Raw genomic sequence first — 19,280 nt, forward strand, 5'->3', positions numbered from 1 at the left:
ATTCACCGTCCTCACTAGCTTTCCAGCTTCTTAGTTTTGTCAGTCAAGCAGGTTGGTTGCGACAAAACCTCTAGTTGACGCAACACAACCTGGATCGACGCGGATGGAGGCTGTGATTGTTCCGAACGTGGCAGAGTGAATTATGAACAGAGGCACTAACAGTTTCTACTTGTGCTCAAATAATGAAGCAGTGTTTGCTGCCGCTCAACTCGGACGTTAGCCTGAAAGGAGGTTGTGTGCTAGATAAGATCGCACAAGCAATCAAATCACTTCAGAATCCAATAGATTGCGCTGAAGTGAACATTTTTATTGCTAAACAGTTCAATCTCATTCATCAACCCGACAGAGCTTTACCGTATATCGAGCAGGCACTACAAGAAATAGCCCTCATTTCAATTGAGGAAAAATTTGTCATCAACGAGTTGAAGTGTAAGATTGCGGAACAACTCGCCAAAGTAGGACTGCAAAACCGCAGCATAGCCATGCTCACTGAAGCCCTTCAGCAAGCTGATGCCTTTGAGAATCCTGAAGATCGCGACTATGCGCTCATCGCTGTTTCGGAGGCTCATGCCGAGATTGGAATGTCGGATCGGGCAATTCAAATTGGATTGATGCTGGACGATGACTACAAAAGGGTATGGCGGCTATTTGACTCAATTGCTCATATAGCTATCGTTCAGCATTCTCATCATGAACAAATCTTCAACATACTTGCAGTTATAGATGATAGCCAAGATAAAGATCATTTTTTACTAGAAGTGGCAAACACGTATTTTGCTAGTAATCAACCGGAACGAGCGATCGCGTTAGTCCCTCTGATGACCTATTCCAGCAGTAAAGCAGAAGCTTTAGCAGAAGCCGTCAAGGGACGTAGTGAAACGATCGCACGGGATCAACTTTTAGACTTACTTAACCAAGCTGAAGCCCACGCCTTTTTAGAGCAAGACGTAGGCATGAAAGCGCAAGCACTGCGAATGATTGCAAAGCAGCATATTGAGCTAAAACAATTTACCCACGCCCATACCCTTCTAGAACAAGCAAAACAGTTCGCCGTCTCTTTAAGCGCAACCCATCTTTTAGAGCAAATTCCTCGTGATGTCATACTTGGTGGTATTGCAAGGGCATTTGGCAAGCTAGCAGAACATAAAGCTGCTACTCAAACCACAGATGCAATGACAGATAAAATGCTTAGTGCATCGGATCTATCTGTCATTGCTCAGAAAGACAGTGTTCGAGAAAAGCCAGATGGCACCTTGAAAACTCAGACCCTGCAAGAGCTATCTGCTGCCGAAGATGCTCTTGCAGGAGATAATTCTCACTTAGCGGATTTGCGACGGGTGATGCTTGCGGAGGCTTGGTCTGCGCTGAAACTATTTGAACGAGTTCAGTCCATTGCAGGGCAAATTAGTGACCCAAATCTCAAGACGCTAGCCCTGCGATATGCTGGTATCGGAGTTGGTGAGTCCCAGTGCGATAGATTTGAGCGCCTGTCTGCTGCTTGTGAATCTGCAACCAAACAGAGGGATTTTGATAAAGGAGTGAAGATCTTAATCCAATTGCTTGAGCAAATACCTTCTCTTGATGAAAATTATTTTAGACGCTCCTTTGTGATTCGCGTCGTGAACGCCTACTTCAACTTATTAGGAAATCTGTAATTAGTTTCATGATCACTGTTGCCTTTCTCACCCAATGCGATTGCTAAAAAACTACACAGTAGTGCTGTGTTCGGATGATGGGGATTACCCCTACAGTTGGACAGTGTTCTTGCAAGTAGGGTTGGAAACGGGCAAGTAAATGCGATCGCTCATTCTCTAGTATGCAACACCCAATATTTGGGTTATAGTTTTTGGCTATACCTTGGTGTTGTTTGGCAAATTGTGGTATCTCGATCGCATGGTGTGGCTGTATGGGGAGATGAAAGACGTGAATGCAGAGTATCAAAGCTGGCTATATTAATTAACGCTGTCGAACAAGCCGCTTGTACCCAACTGTTTAGAGGCTATCTATGAGTTTTCAGGGTTATCCGTATGTCAAATACGCGATTTGCTCTTACCTAAGCTCACCTCAATTGCGTGCATCACTTTGGCTACACTTTCCTCGATCGTTTCCTCTGTAGTAGAGCAAATTACCTCTGGATTCAACGGTGGCTCATAGGGGGCATCAATACCCGTAAACTGTTGAAGTTCTCCGGCGCGTGCGCGATAGTAGAGTCCCTTCACATCCCGCTGCTCGCACACCGCTAGGGGAGCATGAACAAATACTTCGATAAATGCGCCAATCTGCTGCCGCACTTCTTGCCGGGTTGCCCGATAAGGAGAGATTGCCGAAACAAGAACAATGACATCATTGCGGGTTAATAAATGGGCAACAAACCCAATCCGGCGAATGTTCTCCTCGCGATCGCATTGGCTAAAGCCTAATCCTTTGGTCAAGGTTTGGCGCACCAAGTCACCATCTAAATGTTCGACTTTCAATCCCTGCTCAATCAGCTTTTTGTTGACCTGTTGGCTAATGGTCGTTTTGCCTGCACCACTCAAGCCCGTAAACCAAACTGTCAGCCCATAGTGCTGATTGGTGAAATGACACTCGATTGGATCTAACTGATCGGTATGTAACTTACCAGACGGATGATAAACCATATCTGAAACACCAACTGTTTAGTTAAACGGGTGATTGTTTGGTTAAACGGGTGATTGAGCACAAAGAATTAGGAGGGTTGCAGGAGAGCTGCACTTCGGTAATTGAGGTAATCGGCAGAAGAAATGGTACGCGAACATAAACGCTGGAAATAATTATCTACTAGAGCCACATTGGTATCGGTACACGCTTGATGATGATAGTGAGAACGGTCAACGGCAGCAGCGGCATGAGCGACAGAGCTGAGATCAAGCTTGAACCAACGAGCTAGTTTCTCTGTCTCGTTGTCAGGATTCGTCATGAGATCCTCGTAGCAGAGATAGTAGACAGGAAAATTGCGTGTAAAGTAGGTTGCCGCCAAGTTGAGCTGTAGCCAGAACCGTAGATGTCTGTTCGTATCCCATCCCTCCCAGTTATGAAAAAGCGTTTGATTGGATTTGAGAAAACTGGAAGGACGTCTAAACGCAAGAACAACGTTCAGGCTGTAGCCTGCTGCTGAAAGCACTCGTTGCCAAACAGGAAACGTTAAAGAGAAGCGGGGATCCTTGAGTCCGATCAGGGGTTTGTCGCCCCATTCTTGGATCACTTGTGTATGCAGATTACGTTCAATAGCCGCAAAGTGAGTGCCCTCGAAGTCGCTCTCCACTGGCAAGAAGAAATCTGTGTATTGATGACCTAAAGCATTAATTAATTGGTTGTTGCCGTCGTTCACCCAATTCAGCTCAAAGAAAATTGGATTGTGTCCACCTTGGATAAAGTGTTTGTCAGAGCCAAAGTCAATTCCAAATCTGGATAGAATATGGCTCGTAACAGATGTGCCGCTCCGTTGCCCTCCTAGAACCAAAAACGCTGTTTTCATGCTGTGACTAAGCTACAGTGTTGTCTCCTCTATTACGATTCAGGGTCTGTAGTAGCAACATCATTCTGAGGTATCAATCAAGCCATCTTCAGTTGGGGCAGATGTCAGGCATGGAAGAGGTTTGATCAACAATTGAGAATTCAAAAGGCTCAATGCAAAAAGGGGCACTCCTATTGCGGAGTGCCCCCGAAGATGTAATTTGATTGGCGAGTTATGCGATCGATGCCATTTTCACATCGCTGTTTGCCAGCAAGTCTTGCAGTTCTTCTGCATCAACCGTTTCCTTCTCAATTAGCATCGCGGCTAACTGTTCTAAAACGTGACGGTTATCGATAAGAACCGCTTTTGCACGGCGATAGGCTTCTTCGACTAACGTACTCACTTCTTCATCAATCGTCGCGGCAGTCTCTTCCGAGAAGTCGCGCTCTGAAGCGATGTCACGTCCCAAGAACATGTTGCCTTGCTGACGACCGAGAGCGACAGGACCCAAGCGATCGCTCATGCCAAAGCGAGTCACCATTTGACGCGCCACTCGCGCTACCTGCTGGAGGTCATTGGACGCGCCAGTTGTGACTTCTTCATCCCCGTAGATGATTTCTTCAGCCAGACGACCACCAAGGGCAACCGCCATTTGGTTTTGCAGATACGAGCGAGAGTACAAGCCCGAATCCATCCGATCTTCGCTCGGCGTGAACCAGGTTAAACCTCCCGCACGACCACGAGGAATGATGCTGATTTTCTGTACCGGATCGTAATCTGGCATCAGCGCTCCGACTAGAGCGTGACCTGCTTCGTGGTACGCCACTAATTCTTTGCGCTTTTCGCTCATGACGCGATCTTTTTTCTCAGGTCCAGCCAAGACGCGATCGATCGCATCATTCACTTCGTCCATCGAGACTTCGGTGAGGTTGCGACGAGCAGCAAGAATCGCGGCTTCGTTCAGCAAGTTAGCGAGATCAGCACCCGTGAAGCCAGGGGTACGACGGGCAATTCTTTCTAGGTCAATGTCCTTAGAAAGGGTTTTGCCGCGTGCATGAACGTTCAGAATTTCGAGACGACCTGCATAGTCTGGACGATCGACAACGACTTGTCGGTCAAAGCGACCCGGACGCAGCAGCGCCGCATCTAACACATCAGGACGGTTGGTTGCTGCAATGATAATGATTCCGGTGTTGCCCTCGAAACCATCCATTTCGGTGAGCAACTGGTTAAGGGTTTGCTCCCGCTCATCGTTACCACCACCAAGACCGGCACCACGCTGACGACCGACTGCATCAATCTCGTCGATAAAGACGATACAAGGTGCGTTAGTTTTAGCTTGCTCAAACAGGTCGCGCACCCGAGATGCTCCGACCCCAACAAACATTTCAACGAATTCAGAACCCGAAATCGAGAAGAAGGGGACACCTGCTTCACCTGCAACGGCTTTCGCCAACAAGGTTTTTCCGGTTCCAGGAGGCCCAACCAACAGCACGCCTTTAGGAATTTTTGCACCCACGGCAGTGAAGCGATCGGCGTTCTTCAGGAAGTCTACAACTTCGTTAAGTTCTAGTTTCGCTTGGTCAATGCCTGCCACATCGTTAAAGGTGACTTGGGTTTGCGGCTCCATCTGCACTCGCGCTTTGGACTTGCCAAAGTTCATCGCTTGGCTACCCGGGCCATTCTGGGCACGGCGAAGTAAGAAGAACAGTCCCACCAGCAATAAGACTGGGAAGAACAAGCTGCTTACTGCTCGAATCCAGAAGTCGTTGCCATCGGTTGTAGGCAAGACCGAAATATCAACATTATTTTTAGTCAGAATGTTAATCAGATCGGGGTCATTGGGGAGGTTGACGACGACTTTATTTCCGTCTTGCACCTGCACCAGCGCCTTCGAGCGATCGGCGCTCAAACTGACCTTGTTTACGTTATTGCTTTGCACTTCCTGGATGAACTGGCTGTAGCGCCAAGATTCTCGCGTTTGAGGCTGTTTGTCAAAAAACGCGGTCGCCAGTGCAATGACGACGATCGCAAGGAGCGCATATAGCCCAGCATTTCTCCACCGTTTATTCACCGGGGTCTGTCCTCCTAATGGTTTGGGAACGAGGGGTGTCTCAAAGTTTGATTATGTTAATTAATATTAACGTATCTGAGAGACAGATGAGGGATGAGCGAAGTCTTTGACCCGCTTCGCGAGGAGGGATGAGGGATGCAAGAAAGGGAAGAAGGGGTCTACCTCAGAGTTTGAGGCGTTTTTGACTTTAAACGCAAAACTGAGAAGTAGCCTCTTACATTCATCCTTCATCTCTCATCCCTTTCCCAAACATTTCTCGCAATTTCTGAATTCCAAAGTGTCTTGCATCGTAGGACAGAGTAGTATCGTGGCTCAGAACGGTGTGAATTGGAATGACTTCCACCACGCAGTTCGTGTAGGCGATCGCATCAAATTGTTCTACAAGCGCGGCATTCCAATGGAGTTCAGTGACTTCTTCATTGTGCCATCTCAGCCCAGCGATGAGCCGCGATCGCAGTAATCCGGGCAAAATCTCGCTCTCTAGAGGTGGTGTCCACCAGTGCCCGTCTTTCCAGCCCCAAAGATTGCCTGTACTCGTTTCTAGCCACTCGCCTGCAAGATTGGTAAGAATGGCTTCTTGGGCGCTCGATCGCTCAGCCGCTTGCTTGGCAAGCCAGGGTGCGAGATAGTTTCCGGTTTTATGAGAAGGCAGCGATTGGCTTCGCCAAGCTCCGGTGGATCGCGTTATATCTTGAGTTACCAACGCCGTGACGCCATTTGCTTGTCGCTGCATCAGATCGGGCGGCAAGGATCGCCCAGTAATCCATTCTCGCCCGTCTGGAAACACCGTGATTCTGAGAACGGGATACTGCTGCATCATCCATTCTGCGCCGTGGCGTAGTCGGCTCCAGTCAGGTTGCTGCCAATAGAAGGTTTCAATTGTTGTTTTGAGGCGATCGCAGTGTCCTGTCCAATTCGTCAAGGGATGATCTAACGTGCCATACACGCGCATTGTGGTAAACACCGTCGCACCATAGAGCAGTCCCGGATCTGTTATTGAAAGTTCTATCGTGTCTTTGGCAATTGCCCTGCCGTTGTACCAAGATGCAGTTTCCATCAGGATTTTTCATCCATTCTCAACGCTGTAAACTAAACCATACGTCGTTCATTCCCGTTTGAGTATGAGCAAGTCAGGTCAGCACCTCGGCTGGATGAAAAAAGCTGAAACCTTTGTTGGGTGGAAGCAGTATAAGCAAGCGATCGCGGCGTTTGATAAGGCTATCAAGCTAAAACCTAACTATGTGGAAGCTTGGATGGGCAAGGGTCGGGCGTTGATGGATCTAGAGGATCTCGATGCCGCGATCGCAGTGTTCAAAAAAGTGATCAAACTAGAACCCAAAAATTTCGATGCGTGGCTGATGATCTCGATGGCGCTGGAAGATGCCGAGCGTCCTGAAGAAGCGCTAGCGTGGTTCGACGAGATGGTCACGCAACTGCCAGACAATCCCGGAACCTGGTTCTTTCGGGGGATGCACCTGACGCGACAAAATCGCCACGAAGAAGCGTTGGAATCGTTGGACAAAGCGGTTGAGATGAATTCGAATCCGATGGTGTTGATGGCGCGGAGTATTACCTTGCAGCGCCTCGAGCGCTATGAAGAGGCCCTGTCAGATGTCGATCGAGTGCTAACGATGGGCGATGCCTTTGTTGCATGGCTCGATCGGGCAAAGCTGTTAGAAAAACTAGGACGGAACGACGAAGCGCTGGAATCCTATGACGAAGCGATTATCAGCGATCGCGGCAACCTGGAACTGTGGCAAGAGAAGATCTTGTTTATGGAAAAGATCGATCGTCAAGACGAAGCCTTGGAGTTAGTCAATAAGCTGGCAGAAGCCTTACCGGAACGGTGGGATGTGTGGTGGATGTTGGCAGAGGCGTTGAAGCGACGGGAGCGCTATGACGATGCGATCGCAGCTTACAGTCGTGCCCTCGAACTCGAACCAGAAGAGGCAGAAGTTTTCTATGGGTTAGCAACCTGTTATGCCACGCAAGGAAATAGCGAACAGGCGATGGGCAATTTACAGAGCGCAATTTCGATATATCCCGATTACCAAGAAACCGCTAAAACAGAGTCAGCTTTTGACTCACTAAGAAATCTAGGAGAGTTTAAGGCACTGGCCCATTGACATTCAATCACCGCATGTAGTCGCTATCGTGGATCGCGATTAATCAAACCGAAACCGCGATCGCAGTTACGATCGCGGTTTCTTTAGAGCTATGCTCTGCGCTAATCTCGTGTGAGGGATGAACGCGATCGCGTAAAGATATCTGCTAAAGCAGATCGCGTTCTGTCTATCCTTCTATGAAGCTGAAGCGGCTTGATCCGGTTGATTGGACGCTGTAGTATTCGTTGGCGGCTTGAGAGCAAGCAGCGATCGCGAGATACCAGAGAACAAAATACTTGCGCCAACTAAGGTTCCAAGTAGCCAAGGGGCATCGGACGGAAACTGAAGCCAAACCAGCGCACCAAGACCCAGCGTCACGAGGCCATCGACGAGAATCCACGTCCAGTTAGGCTGCGATTTTAGGCGGAATGCCAAGATAATATTGAATGCTCCTTCTGTAAGAAGGAAGCTACCAAGCAATAGCGTCAGCGTTAGGACGCCAGTCAGCGGTTGGAAAAACAGCGACGCACCTGTTGCAATGTAAAGCGCACCAATCAAAAGCTTCCAAATAAAACCCTCTTCACGGGTCTGGAATGCATAAACAATCTTTGTCACACCTGAAGAAAACAGAATTAAAGAAATCCAGGTTTCAACAACTAGCGAAGAAAAAGTAGGGGCAGCAATTCCTATTACACCGAACACAATTAAAAGCAGACCTGACCAAAATGACGCATGAAATTTATTTGAACCTTTTGGTTCCGTAGCAGCTGTCATAAACGTTTCCTTCTTAAATCAGTACGATATAAGACTAGAAAATCGCTTTAGACCTGAGCAGTTCCTTAGGGTAGAACCTTCTAGGGCCGATAGCCCCGTCATGAGAAGGAGATGTTGATGCTACTCGTAATCTTGCTCGATTTTGGCAACTCCAGTTTTAGGATAATAAGTCGCTAAAATTTGCAGATAGCTATATCCCTGCTCTGCCAGATTCAACGCTCCTAATTGGCTCATGCCCTTGCCTTTGAATGCCTCGACCACAATACTGTCAGAGGCCGCATAGAGAGACTCCACAATTCCGCCCTTATAACTGACAAATTCTCCTGCGGTTTCGTCAACGGCTCGACTCGTGCGATCGTCCTCTCGCTCTGTGCCGCTATAAACCTGGTAGTACTCATCAGAACCCATTTGATAGAGGCTATTCACAGGCTTGAAATAATAGGTCAAGGCATACGATCGCGCCGCGACTGCCTGAGCTTTCAAAGCTTGAGCATTCCAACTCGGTGACACTTCACTCGCGACCACACTATGGAGATAGCGCCGCAGATCAATATAGTTAACCACCCAGACGCGGCTACTTTGAACAGCGAGAACAAACCGTCCTCGATAGGGTTTGTCGCCTAAATAGAGAATGCCACCGGAGGCAGGCTCAATGACTACAATGCTGGGTAATTGAGCGCTTCCTACCGTTAGCGTATCGCCGTTAGCTCCAACCGGATAAGCCGTATTAGCAGCGAGTTGCTGGAGCTTTTTGCCTTGCGAATCGGTGATCGTTGCGCCATTAGACGCCGCGATCGCGGCAGAAGGAACGCCCATTGCGATCGCAACTTGCATCTGAATCAGACTATCTATCGTTCCAGACGATGCGGCATATGCCGCCTTTGACCGAGCATTAATTGCGGCTTGCTCTTTGGTGTATTTAGACGGATCAACGGGAGTTGACGATGCTTTCTTGGAAGGTTGAGGAGACGTTTTGGCTTGAGGCGCAGCTTGAGGCGTCGGAGGAAGTGGCAGCGGAGATGGCAGCGACACAGCAGCGGGCGACGGTGAGAAGGTAGGAGCCAAGACAGGAGTGGGTGTCGCTTCAGGATAGCGGTGATTGACGTACGCACCCGTTAGCGGAATCAAGCCCAACACTGGCAACAAAAGCCAAGGGCGTTGCTGCAACCATTTGACAATATCTTTTTTGACAATATTTTTGAGGGTCATCCTATCGTCAGTCACTCACCTTTAACGGATTTTACCTATCATGACATGCTATTCGCTAGTGTCCTGCACCAGCCGGAAAAACAATAAATCGCTCTGTCGCCTCAATGCGTTTGCCGTTGTGAAATAGCTCCTCGTGACGGTTGGTGTTGAGCGTCACCGTAACGCTGTGAGGACCTGTCGGCAGCTTGTCTAAGTAATACCAAGCTCCGTACAGCCGAGTCAGTTTCTTCCCATTCACGTAGAGGTGAGCGTGACCTTCATTCACGCTGCTGGTCTGGTTGACCTGCTCTGGAGCAAACCTGAAATTCTCTGCCTTGACCTGCACATTCCAGCCTCCCATTGGGTCGGGAGCAACCTTCAAATCAACGGCTGGAACAGCGCTTCCTGTCGGGATTTCTAGCTTACCGTGGGCATGAGTAGGGGTCGAAGAGTGAGAGGGGTTTGGAGAATGCATCTCATCGGCTTTGGCTCCACTGGAAATTAGGATGCTAAGAACTGCGCTAATCGCACTGCCAAAAATTCTATGGTTCATTACTTGAGTTAAATCGACGGATGACTTCTCTATACTGTCGCTCCTGAATTTTGTTCGCCAAACGACACTCTGTAGAACTTCTTAAAACGTGTTTATGGCGATCCTTTGGAGCTTGGCAACGCCAATCGCTTTCCTTTACTCTAGAAACAGCTTGTTTTTATCATCGCTATGGCTCCTCTTCCCGAACACCGCCCAAAACATCTCTCCCTCGGCCCGCTTGAGGCTGAAATTCTGAACATTATTTGGGAACTCGAAGCGGTCACTGTGAAAGATGTCCACGATCGCATTTTGAATGATCCCGATCGCGAGTTGGCCTATACGTCGGTGACAACTGTTCTCAATCGCTTGACGGCGAAGGGATGGCTGGTGTGCGACAAACAAAATCGCTCCTTTACCTGGAAGGCTCGAATTTCTCAGGCAGAAGCAAGAGCCTTGCACGCCTACGAACAGCTAAACCAGTTTCTCGCAGTGGGCAATGCCGATGTTGTAGCCGCCTTTGCCGATAGTTTGGATCAAGCCAGCGTCGAACAACTCGACGCGATCGCGCAACGTCTTAAAGCCGTCCGCCAAGCCAGGGAGGAGAAGTAATGCATCTAGTCTTGTTGATCGTGACGTTAAGTGTTGCCCTCTCCGTTCGCCTGATGTGGAATCCTGTCGCTGATGGATGGAGCCAGCGATGGAATCGAACGCTGGGAGCGTTTTTGTTTTCGCCGTTGCTGGTTGGAGTAAGCGCGATCGCTATTTTATGGATGGGGCCGAAAGGACAGATGGTGCGCTGGTGGGAAGGCTGGGGCAGCTATGGCGTCGCGATCGGCTTTTTAGGAATTGGTTTCGTGTTGGCGATTCAATTAGGCAGTGACGCCCTGCGATCGGCTCGTCGCGTCCAACAGTTGCCTCAACAAGACCTTGGTGGAACTGCCGCTCGATTGCTGGATCAGTCCGCGCCCTTTGTCGCTCAAATCGGCTTTTGGAACCCGGAGTTAGTGATTAGCCAGGGACTACTAGAAACGCTGGAGCCAGGCCATTTAGAAGTTGTCTTGAGACATGAAGAAGCCCACGCCTATTACCGAGATACGTTCTGGTTCTTTTGGTTAGGCTGGTTGCGTCGGTTAACCGCTTGGTTGCCACAGACTGATGCGCTTTGGCAAGAATTGTTGATGCTGCGAGAATTGCGTGCGGATCGGTGGGCAGCACAGCGGGGTGATCCATTACTGTTGGCAGAAGCGCTGCTATCTGTTGTGAGTGCCTCTCAAATGGAGTCTGACCAACTGTGCGCAGCATTTAGCAGTGCGGTTGTCAAGAACCGTCTAGCTGAGCGGATCGATGCCTTGCTCGATCCCTCAGAACCCCTTCCTGAAACCAATTCAGGATCTTGGTTGTGGTTGCTGCTTGTGGTCTTGCCTCTTGCGATCGTACCCTTTCATGCATGATACGATTTGCCTCAATAACTCGTACTGAGCCGCACAGACGCGATCGAAAATTATAGAATCAAACTTTTTTAGGGATTGGCTTTCGCCAATCCCTATCGAATTTAATGGCATTAATTAAACGGAGTGCGTGACCAAGCCCCATAGGAAAATTGCGACCATTGCACTCAAAATGGCGACAACCAGACCGGGAACGCCGGGTAACGTGTTCAACGCGATCGTGCCTGTAACCAAAAGCGTGACAACGCTTCCGCCCAAGAATGCACCCACGACACCAAGCAGCATGGTGTTAACGATTCCGCCGCCTTGGTCTCCAGGATAAAGTAGCTTCGCGATCCCGCCTGCTACGATACCTAAAATTGCCCAAGCAATAATATTCATAGTTCAGTCTCCCAGTTTAGTTAGCGATTTGCTCAACTGTGGATAACCTGATCGATCAGCCATACAAACTGTGAGCAAGCCTAATTGTCGGTCGTAGTATATAGCTTGGTCTTATTATTTTCAAGCGATAATCAAACTACTGTAATGACTCCATCTTCTACGTGATAGGTCTAAAATTTTAAGTAGCATTCTTTATATGAATGCGGTGATATTAAACCTACTTTTTTCTGTGCTTCAGATTTCTCTACCTTCCACCCCATTCCTTTTCTCGGTTGCGTTTTCCGCCCTTTTCTCAGACGGTTTTCCTCCCTAGTTGGTCCCGCTCCCACTCATTAAAGTGAATACATAACTACAAAAAAGTTTACGAGTGAGACTCACTCTGAACTCCTTCGTCTGACTCGGCAATTTGCTCAGCAGACATAGCATAGTGGAGAACGCCCCGATGTTTGAATACTTCACAGACCAAGCGATCGCTACAGTCATGTACGCCCAAGAAGAAGCACGCCGACTGCGGCAAAATTCTGTGGGTACAGAAGCGGTCTTGCTTGGATTACTGAAACAAACGGATACGGTAGCGGCGTCGATTCTGAAAGAATTTGGTGTAACGCTCGACATCGCCCGTGCCGAAGTTGAAAAGATTGTAGGTCGAGGGACTGGATCGACACTAGCGGAACTTCCCTTCACGCCGAAAGGTAAGCAAGTTCTCGAACAGGCGCTTCAAGCGGCTCGTCTTTCAGGAGAGCAATATGTGCGTCCGCGTCATCTATTAGCGGCATTAGCGCAAGACAATCAAGGGGTTGCAGCCAAGGTGTTGACGACGCTAGGGGTAGATTTAGCCGCCCTGCACGCTCAAATGATGCAGTCAGCTTCAGAACCTGCTGTGGTTGGTGGTAGTGCTGCTGCTCAGCGCGTTCAACGGATGCCCACGCTGGACGAGTTTGGTACGAATTTGACTCGAAGGGCATCAGAGGGCAAGCTTGACCCAGTTGTCGGCCGTGCTAAAGAAATTGAGCGTGTGGTGCAAATTCTTGGTCGTCGCTCGAAGAATAATCCGGTGTTAGTAGGTGAACCAGGGGTTGGTAAGACTGCGATCGCAGAAGGATTAGCCCAGCGCATTTACGCTCAGGATGTGCCCGATTTGCTCTATGACAAGCAGGTGATCCAGCTTGATATGGGTAGCTTACTGGCAGGCACTCGCTTCCGAGGCGACTTCGAGGAGCGCATGAAGAACATCCTTGAAGAAGTGCAGCAGTCCGGCAACGTAATTCTGGTGATCGACGAGATTCATACCCTCGTTGGTGCAGGCGGCAATGAAGGTGGCATGGATGCAGCAAACTTGATGAAGCCTGCATTGGCACGCGGAGCGATTCAGTGTCTTGGTGCGACCACGCTCGATGAGTATCGTCAGCACATTGAGCGTGATGCGGCTCTAGAGCGACGATTCCAGCCAGTAATGGTGGGTGAACCCACAGTCGAAGAGACGATCGAGATTCTGAAAGGACTGCGCGATCGCTACGAGCAACATCACCAGCTCACGATTAGCAATGCAGCGGTTGAGGCAGCCGCTATTCTGGCCGATCGCTACATTACCGACCGATTCATGCCTGACAAAGCGATCGATTTGATCGACGAAGCAGGCTCTATGGTTCGATTAAGAAACACCAATCCTGCGATTAAGGTCTTGAAGAAGCAGTTGCGGCAAGTCACGAAAGACAAGCAAGCGGCGGTGATGGCTCAAGACTTTGACAAAGCAGGGCAACTCCGCGATCAAGAACTGGCATTAGAAGCTCAGCTTTCGGGTGGTCAAACTCCATCCACCGCCTCTGGCATCACTCCGGTTGTGGGCGAAGAAGACATCGCGCAAGTGGTTTCGTCTTGGACAGGAGTTCCGGTGAGCAAGCTTACCGAGTCTGAGTCTGCAATGTTGCTGCACTTAGACCAGCGCTTGCATCAGCGCGTGATCGGACAGGATGAAGCTGTGGTTGCGGTGGCACGATCGATCAAGCGATCGCGAGTGGGCTTAAGCAATCCGAATCGCCCGATCGCCAGCTTTATCTTCTCTGGCCCGACTGGAGTGGGTAAGACTGAGCTTGCCAAAGCGCTGGCTGAAGCGGTGTTTGGTTCTGACTCGGCAATGATTCGTCTCGACATGTCTGAGTTTATGGAGTCGCACACCGTTTCCAAGCTGATCGGTTCGCCTCCTGGCTACATTGGCTATGACGAAGGCGGTCAGCTAACCGAAGCCGTTCGCCGCAATCCGTACACGGTGCTGCTCTTCGATGAGATCGAGAAGGCTCACCCTGATGTGTTTAACATGTTGCTGCAATTGCTTGAAGACGGGCGTTTGACCGATTCCAAAGGTCGAACTGTTAGCTTCAAAAACACCTTACTAATCATGACCTCGAACTTAGGCTCGAAGGTGATTGAGAAGGGAGGCGCAGGCTTGGGCTTTGAGATGTCGTCCGAGTCGTCTGAAGCGGTAGCATACAGTCGGATTCGCAATCAGGTGAACGATGAACTGAAGAACTACTTCCGTCCAGAGTTTCTCAACCGGATTGACGAGACTATCGTTTTCCATCAGTTGAACCGCGACGAAGTGACGCAGATTGCAGATCTTATGATTGCAGAAGCTGCCCGACGGATTGGAGAGCAAGGCATTACCTTACAGGTGAGAGATCGCTTCAAAGAGCGGGTCGCGTCCGAAGGGTACAATCCGAGCTACGGAGCGCGTCCGTTGCGTCGTGCGATCGCTCGTCTACTCGAAGATAGCCTTGCAGAAGCCTTCCTCGCAGGTCGAATCCAAGCTGGAGACACGGCGATCGTTGAGGTGGATGAGGATGGTCAAATCCAAGTCAGACGCGAGCAGCCCAAAGTCGCAATGACAGTTTAAGTGGCTATTCGATACGACAGATAAGTAAGACAAAGCCGCCCTCTTGAATATCAAGAGGGCGGCTTTGCTGTTTAAGCGATCATCAGATTGACGACTGTAATTCTATCTGCGACCCAACCACTTTGCTGCGACCGCACCCATCGCCGCACCCACAACAGGATTGCTCAGAAACTTCACAAGGACAGGCTGATCGGCTAAGACCTCATGAAAGATATCAGGATGATTGTGATAAGCAAAGCCTGCTAACTTGCCAACATCATCTGCCGACATCTTACTGCCGTGATGTGATGATAACCCCAGTTGTTGCTCTAAATCTTTCTCGCTCAGCCCCCGTTTTTTGAACTGCTTGAGAAATTCGTGAGCAACATCATCTCGCTCATTCGGTTTGATTTGAGCGATCGCACGCTGCAATTCAGGTTCCATCTCCGCAGAAGAGACGCGATTGTGGTGAAACGCTCGGCTAAACAAATTCCGCCGCTCATCCCGAGAAGACCGTTGAGCAAAGTCATCAAAGTTATCATAATTTTCTAAAGAACCAGATTCATCCGGCAGAGATTCTGTATTCCCGCCAGCAAGATCGTTCATGATCTGGCGCTTGTACTGATCACTACTAGCCATTGTTTTATTCTCCTAATTTCTACAAACGCTTTAAAACTTATTACTAGCTAGGTTGCTGATACTGAATTTGCTTAGATTGAGTATCATACCGAGCCGTTAGAATCAATTTTTTATCAGGTGCATACACTAATACCGACAGATCTTGATTCGGGAAGTTCTTATGAAATCCCTGCATCAAAGATTGAGTCAAAGGCTTAACATCGCTAGGGCGAACTTGAGGTGAAATAACAACTCCTAACTTGTTGTTATCGCGCACATAAGCGTCTTTCAATAATCCTTTAGACGTTTGTACAGCCCAGGTTCCAAAGTCTTGACCTGTGGCAGTATTTCCTCTTGCGATCGAACCATAATCGCTGCTAGCAACTGGAGATTTCGTTTGAGGTTCACGAGCAACCGCAGAACTGCACGCTGTCGTAACGGTGAGAATTAGGACCAATGCCAAAGCCGCTAAAATCCTTCGGCTTCGCTGAAAAAAGCTCATAAGCTACCTCCTAAAGACAATGAGTTAAATCACAAAACGAGTTAAACAACAAAACGAGTTGAATAACAAAGTTTTAACCAGAAAGGAAAGGTCAATTCGGTGCAATGTTGAGTATAAAATTGCAGCAATTGATACAACTGTGCTTTCTGTTCGAGCATAGGAAAGCACAGTTTTACGATCATCTCTCAGTAGGAATAAATAACTCTGTTTATTTCTTTTTAAGTAGTTCTATCCAATCAAAAGAGAGACCAAGTTTTGACACCCGAAGCGCTAACAAATAAATGGCTTCTTTAACACTAAACATCACAATACTTAATCTACTTTTGTTAAATGTGTTCAACACTTAGAGGTGTCAACTAACAACGTTTACACTATTCGATATGACAGCGCCCTTCTTGCTTACATTCAAGCCGCTGCTGCCGATCAGCAACAACGATCGCAAGACTCGGACGGCGGGTGAGCGGAAGTCGCCAATCTGCCCAAAGCTCGTAGAGTTTATCCACAATAAAGCCAATTACGGGCAATTTAGTGGCGGCATAGATCCAGCCCATTCCTAAAATGTCATAAACGCGGCGAAAAACTTCTACATTTTTGACTACTGTTCCGTCTGCAAGCACGGCATGAATTCTTCCCATCGCTGTTTCAAAATCGATTCCACCATTTGCTTCAGGAGTGTAATCATCGTCTGCAATATCAACAAATTCTACTCGCCCTCGACCCGCATCTCGTTTTCTTAGAAAATTGACTTCTCGCATACATAAGGGGCATTGTCCGTCATACAGAAGTTTAATTTGCCAAGATGGAACATTGAGCGACTGCCGAGTATCAGAATTGGAAGGTTGAGAAGTTGGGAGCGCCATATTGGAAGGCAACGTTGGACTCTTCTATTGTAAGAAAATGTTAAGTAATAGGTAGAACCGTGAAGACGCGTTTAGCACTCAGCGCAGCTCCGCAGGAATCGCACCCATGCCTAAATTTTCTTCATTACTTGAACTGCCGAAAAATACTTGGTCTGAATAGTTTCGCCGCATTCTTGCTGTAGCACACTCCTCAGTCCCGCAAATAAAGCCGCTTGGTTCTGTGGCTCCAGCGCGATGTAAGGCGACAACGTACTCAAAAGCGCTAAATAATCATCAAGCTCATAAACGATCTCACAGGGCCTCAGTTCAACTGTTGGCTCACTGAACAAACTAGATGAAATTGCAGCCTCTCCAAACGCGCTAATATTCGATTCGTGCGTTTTTCTGTCCTCATACTTGGCAAGCGACGGAGCATGAAGCTGATATACCTCTTCTAGGGCTTGGTAAACTTCATAGCTGGGCTGGGGCGGAAAATTCCACAGCAAGATTAGAGACCCATTGTTTTGCAATGCGGCTGCGGTTTTGGAGTATCGAGTTTCAGCTGAAACCCAGTGCAGCGAGGACGCAGCGAGGATAGCATTAAATCGCTCAGGCTCTAACGTCCATTCCTCAAACATACAGTTCTGAATCTCGACTTGTGGATACGCTGCACAATTCTGCCCAGCAAATTGACAAGCCTCTTTGCTGGGTTCGAGACAAAGCATTGAAAAGCCCAATTGAGCAAATTCGACTGTTGCAATTCCGGGACCGCAGCCGATCTCAAGCAGGGTAGCTGCGGGAGGAAGTTGAGCCAGCTCAACAGCGCGATCGATAATTTCTCTTGGATAACGGGGGCGCGTTCGATTGTAAGCTTCTGCCGCGCCGCTGTACCAATCTTTTCGTCGCTCTACTGGGTACTCAGCCGACCAAGGATGAGCGTCTTCAAGCTTTTTCATGCCTAACCTATAGAAGATTTAAGCAGATCGTAGGAGATCAGCCACGATTCGGCATCCACCTCAAATTTGCTTAACCGTTAATCCAAATTTTGCACCCGCCTTAATTAATTGACAATGCACTTAATTAGCAACGCATGAGAGTTGAAGTTGACGCAAGATTGAAGTTAGCCCTTCGAGGCGACCTCAACCGCTTCAACAAATTCATCAAACCACTGCTGATGCGGCATCAATGGTTCTGAACGGTAAGGCGTTTTCGCTGCCAGCTTCCAGCGTCGCTTTGCGCTGAGGTGAATGTTGTTGTCAAAGAAGTGTTGATCGAACTTCGCGAGGGGATCACCCGGATCAAGCAACTCCCGATGGAGTGTACCGGTCAGCTTGAAAATGCCACTAATCTCAGAGTCAAACGCGATCGCATAATTGGGTTTCACGCCTCCTTTTACCAACGTCGGGTTAAACTCTAGTCCTAACCCGACCCGATTGGTTTCTTCCATCATCCACTGCAACGCTCCGTCTGATAATCCATGATTGGCGTCGCTACCTCCTCCAACGCAGCCATGAACGCCCGGAAACCAAACCTGCCGTATGTTGGTCGTCGCACCCTCACTAGGCTGCATTCGAGTCACGTCAAACACCTTCCGACGCTCATCAATCGCGACAGCGTGAAATGCATGTTGAATCCGTCGATTCAGGCGCGTGTCATGAAACTTGTACTTTGCGTTCAGCCAATTATCAATCGGAAGGAACGGAATCTGATCTGGAACGCCGAGTTCACCGACGGTATCCCAACAGCCCAGCAGCGTGATCGGGACATTCTCGCCGTAGTCACTACGAAACTGTTTGGCGATCTGATCACTCGGAGCAATTCCGCGATCGCGGTATATCTCATAAGCTCGCGGAATGTGGCGTATGTTCTGGCGTTTGGGTAATCCAGAGCAGTAGATTAACCCTGCTAAACTCCGAACCGTGTAGGCTCCTCGGCTATACCCAAACAGATAAATCTCGTCGCCCTCCATGTAGTTGAGAGAGAGAAATCGGTAGGCTTTTTGAATGGTTTGATCAATTCCCCAGCCGAATGCACCGCCTGTTAGCTTCTCAAAGGGTGAGTCTCCCGTCCCTAAGCCTTCGCTGTAGTAAACCACCTGCGGGACTCCATCTTGAGCGATAGACGTGACCGCTTGAGCAATTTTGACGACATTGGTCGGGTAGGGACTAGAGAGTTGCTGCCAAGTTCCATCACAACAAACAACTAGACGTTTCATACACGATTCTCCTCATAGAGCACGACTAGAGGTATCTTTATAAGACCTGTAAAAGCACCTCGCAGATTTTAGACGAGAATGACAAGGTTGAGCCAAAATTTATACCAAAGTTAGCTGCCAAAGTTAGCTGAACGTTCGATTAATCTCTAATCGTTTCTAGCACAGCCTATCCTTAGTTCACGCTTTGTTCTCATTTCTACACTTGTTCTCATTTCTGCAACCATTGCAGTTCCTAACCTAGATTCATCACTCGCCCAAAC

18 protein-coding genes are annotated in these 19,280 nt (G+C 48.7%); 5 read left to right on the forward strand and 13 right to left on the reverse strand.

The window, feature by feature from the left end:
- Window positions 1-182 precede the first annotated feature (182 nt).
- Window positions 183-1,655 (forward strand): tetratricopeptide repeat protein, encoded by a 1,473-nt coding sequence (locus AC5I6P_RS26955; protein ID WP_495696858.1) that lies wholly within the window; start codon window positions 183-185, stop codon window positions 1,653-1,655.
- Window positions 1,656-2,030: 375 nt separating this feature from the next.
- Here the strand turns inward: AC5I6P_RS26955 and cysC are convergent, their stop codons facing one another.
- The 4 genes from cysC to AC5I6P_RS26975 form a co-directional block, all read right to left on the reverse strand.
- Complete coding sequence (cysC, locus tag AC5I6P_RS26960) at window positions 2,031-2,639, reverse strand: adenylyl-sulfate kinase (RefSeq protein ID WP_495696859.1); 609 nt, start codon at window positions 2,637-2,639, stop codon at window positions 2,031-2,033.
- A gap of 68 nt (window positions 2,640-2,707) precedes the next feature.
- Window positions 2,708-3,496: a sulfotransferase family protein gene (locus AC5I6P_RS26965; protein WP_495696860.1), complete on the reverse strand. Its 789-nt coding sequence runs from the start codon at window positions 3,494-3,496 to the stop codon at window positions 2,708-2,710.
- A 211-nt stretch (window positions 3,497-3,707) separates the two neighbouring features.
- Entirely contained in the window at window positions 3,708-5,549 is a 1,842-nt protein-coding gene (ftsH3, locus tag AC5I6P_RS26970; protein ID WP_495696861.1) for an ATP-dependent zinc metalloprotease FtsH3, read from the reverse strand.
- A gap of 220 nt (window positions 5,550-5,769) precedes the next feature.
- A complete protein-coding gene (locus AC5I6P_RS26975) occupies window positions 5,770-6,606 on the reverse strand; it encodes an aminotransferase class IV (RefSeq protein ID WP_495696862.1) in 837 nt (278 codons plus the stop codon).
- 64 nt (window positions 6,607-6,670) lie between these two features.
- Between AC5I6P_RS26975 and AC5I6P_RS26980 the strand changes: the two genes are divergently transcribed.
- The gene (locus tag AC5I6P_RS26980; protein ID WP_495696863.1) at window positions 6,671-7,675 is read left to right on the forward strand and encodes a tetratricopeptide repeat protein; all 1,005 of its coding nucleotides are present in this window, start codon (window positions 6,671-6,673) and stop codon (window positions 7,673-7,675) included.
- A gap of 174 nt (window positions 7,676-7,849) precedes the next feature.
- On the opposite strand, the gene AC5I6P_RS26985 is transcribed toward AC5I6P_RS26980, so the two are convergent.
- From AC5I6P_RS26985 to AC5I6P_RS26995, 3 genes are all read right to left on the reverse strand, one after another.
- Window positions 7,850-8,428 (reverse strand): HdeD family acid-resistance protein, encoded by a 579-nt coding sequence (locus AC5I6P_RS26985; RefSeq protein WP_495696864.1) that lies wholly within the window; start codon window positions 8,426-8,428, stop codon window positions 7,850-7,852.
- A 120-nt stretch (window positions 8,429-8,548) separates the two neighbouring features.
- Window positions 8,549-9,637 (reverse strand): SpoIID/LytB domain-containing protein, encoded by a 1,089-nt coding sequence (locus tag AC5I6P_RS26990; protein ID WP_495696865.1) that lies wholly within the window; start codon window positions 9,635-9,637, stop codon window positions 8,549-8,551.
- 55 nt (window positions 9,638-9,692) lie between these two features.
- Window positions 9,693-10,169, reverse strand: coding sequence for a hypothetical protein (locus tag AC5I6P_RS26995; RefSeq protein ID WP_495696866.1), 477 nt, complete (start codon window positions 10,167-10,169; stop codon window positions 9,693-9,695).
- Window positions 10,170-10,337: 168 nt separating this feature from the next.
- On the opposite strand from AC5I6P_RS26995, the gene AC5I6P_RS27000 reads away from it, so the two are divergent.
- Together AC5I6P_RS27000 and AC5I6P_RS27005 are read left to right on the forward strand one after the other, a co-directional pair.
- Window positions 10,338-10,757 (forward strand): BlaI/MecI/CopY family transcriptional regulator, encoded by a 420-nt coding sequence (locus tag AC5I6P_RS27000; protein WP_495696867.1) that lies wholly within the window; start codon window positions 10,338-10,340, stop codon window positions 10,755-10,757.
- Window positions 10,757-11,599, forward strand: coding sequence for a M56 family metallopeptidase (locus tag AC5I6P_RS27005; protein ID WP_495696868.1), 843 nt, complete (start codon window positions 10,757-10,759; stop codon window positions 11,597-11,599). Before AC5I6P_RS27000 ends, AC5I6P_RS27005 begins: the two co-directional genes overlap by 1 nt.
- A 114-nt stretch (window positions 11,600-11,713) precedes the next feature.
- Here the strand turns inward: AC5I6P_RS27005 and AC5I6P_RS27010 are convergent, their stop codons facing one another.
- Complete coding sequence (locus tag AC5I6P_RS27010; protein WP_495696869.1) at window positions 11,714-11,977, reverse strand: GlsB/YeaQ/YmgE family stress response membrane protein; 264 nt, start codon at window positions 11,975-11,977, stop codon at window positions 11,714-11,716.
- Window positions 11,978-12,419: 442 nt separating this feature from the next.
- Between AC5I6P_RS27010 and AC5I6P_RS27015 the strand changes: the two genes are divergently transcribed.
- Window positions 12,420-14,867: an ATP-dependent Clp protease ATP-binding subunit gene (locus AC5I6P_RS27015; RefSeq protein ID WP_495696870.1), complete on the forward strand. Its 2,448-nt coding sequence runs from the start codon at window positions 12,420-12,422 to the stop codon at window positions 14,865-14,867.
- Between the two features lie 102 nt (window positions 14,868-14,969).
- Here AC5I6P_RS27015 and AC5I6P_RS27020 read toward each other — a convergent pair whose 3' ends face one another.
- The 5 genes from AC5I6P_RS27020 to AC5I6P_RS27040 form a co-directional block, all read right to left on the reverse strand.
- Entirely contained in the window at window positions 14,970-15,485 is a 516-nt protein-coding gene (locus tag AC5I6P_RS27020) for a hypothetical protein (protein WP_495696871.1), read from the reverse strand.
- Between the two features lie 43 nt (window positions 15,486-15,528).
- A complete protein-coding gene (locus AC5I6P_RS27025) occupies window positions 15,529-15,966 on the reverse strand; it encodes a hypothetical protein (RefSeq protein WP_495696872.1) in 438 nt (145 codons plus the stop codon).
- 371 nt (window positions 15,967-16,337) lie between these two features.
- Window positions 16,338-16,826, reverse strand: a complete 489-nt coding sequence (locus tag AC5I6P_RS27030; protein ID WP_495696873.1) for a thiol-disulfide oxidoreductase DCC family protein — start codon at window positions 16,824-16,826, stop codon at window positions 16,338-16,340.
- 110 nt (window positions 16,827-16,936) lie between these two features.
- Window positions 16,937-17,761: a class I SAM-dependent methyltransferase gene (locus AC5I6P_RS27035; protein ID WP_495696874.1), complete on the reverse strand. Its 825-nt coding sequence runs from the start codon at window positions 17,759-17,761 to the stop codon at window positions 16,937-16,939.
- 164 nt (window positions 17,762-17,925) lie between these two features.
- A complete protein-coding gene (locus tag AC5I6P_RS27040; protein ID WP_495696875.1) occupies window positions 17,926-19,020 on the reverse strand; it encodes a T6SS phospholipase effector Tle1-like catalytic domain-containing protein in 1,095 nt (364 codons plus the stop codon).
- Between the last annotated feature and the right edge of the window lie 260 nt (window positions 19,021-19,280).

It is taken from the genome of Myxacorys sp. (assembly GCF_059501405.1).

What these genes read in the sequence shown, in the direction of transcription:
- AC5I6P_RS26975 (WP_495696862.1), bottom strand. Translation starts at nt 6,606, where the DNA reads ATGGAAACTGCATCTTGGTACAACGGCAGGGCAATTGCCAAAGACACG.
- AC5I6P_RS27010 (WP_495696869.1), bottom strand. Translation starts at nt 11,977, where the DNA reads ATGAATATTATTGCTTGGGCAATTTTAGGTATCGTAGCAGGCGGGATC.
- AC5I6P_RS26990 (WP_495696865.1), bottom strand. Translation starts at nt 9,637, where the DNA reads ATGACCCTCAAAAATATTGTCAAAAAAGATATTGTCAAATGGTTGCAG.
- AC5I6P_RS26995 (WP_495696866.1), bottom strand. Translation starts at nt 10,169, where the DNA reads ATGAACCATAGAATTTTTGGCAGTGCGATTAGCGCAGTTCTTAGCATC.
- AC5I6P_RS27030 (WP_495696873.1), bottom strand. Translation starts at nt 16,826, where the DNA reads ATGGCGCTCCCAACTTCTCAACCTTCCAATTCTGATACTCGGCAGTCG.
- AC5I6P_RS27020 (WP_495696871.1), bottom strand. Translation starts at nt 15,485, where the DNA reads ATGGCTAGTAGTGATCAGTACAAGCGCCAGATCATGAACGATCTTGCT.
- cysC (WP_495696859.1), bottom strand. Translation starts at nt 2,639, where the DNA reads ATGGTTTATCATCCGTCTGGTAAGTTACATACCGATCAGTTAGATCCA.
- AC5I6P_RS27035 (WP_495696874.1), bottom strand. Translation starts at nt 17,761, where the DNA reads ATGAAAAAGCTTGAAGACGCTCATCCTTGGTCGGCTGAGTACCCAGTA.
- AC5I6P_RS26985 (WP_495696864.1), bottom strand. Translation starts at nt 8,428, where the DNA reads ATGACAGCTGCTACGGAACCAAAAGGTTCAAATAAATTTCATGCGTCA.
- AC5I6P_RS26980 (WP_495696863.1), top strand. Translation starts at nt 6,671, where the DNA reads ATGAGCAAGTCAGGTCAGCACCTCGGCTGGATGAAAAAAGCTGAAACC.
- AC5I6P_RS26965 (WP_495696860.1), bottom strand. Translation starts at nt 3,496, where the DNA reads ATGAAAACAGCGTTTTTGGTTCTAGGAGGGCAACGGAGCGGCACATCT.
- AC5I6P_RS27005 (WP_495696868.1), top strand. Translation starts at nt 10,757, where the DNA reads ATGCATCTAGTCTTGTTGATCGTGACGTTAAGTGTTGCCCTCTCCGTT.
- AC5I6P_RS27000 (WP_495696867.1), top strand. Translation starts at nt 10,338, where the DNA reads ATGGCTCCTCTTCCCGAACACCGCCCAAAACATCTCTCCCTCGGCCCG.
- AC5I6P_RS27015 (WP_495696870.1), top strand. Translation starts at nt 12,420, where the DNA reads ATGTTTGAATACTTCACAGACCAAGCGATCGCTACAGTCATGTACGCC.
- AC5I6P_RS26955 (WP_495696858.1), top strand. Translation starts at nt 183, where the DNA reads ATGAAGCAGTGTTTGCTGCCGCTCAACTCGGACGTTAGCCTGAAAGGA.
- AC5I6P_RS27025 (WP_495696872.1), bottom strand. Translation starts at nt 15,966, where the DNA reads ATGAGCTTTTTTCAGCGAAGCCGAAGGATTTTAGCGGCTTTGGCATTG.
- AC5I6P_RS27040 (WP_495696875.1), bottom strand. Translation starts at nt 19,020, where the DNA reads ATGAAACGTCTAGTTGTTTGTTGTGATGGAACTTGGCAGCAACTCTCT.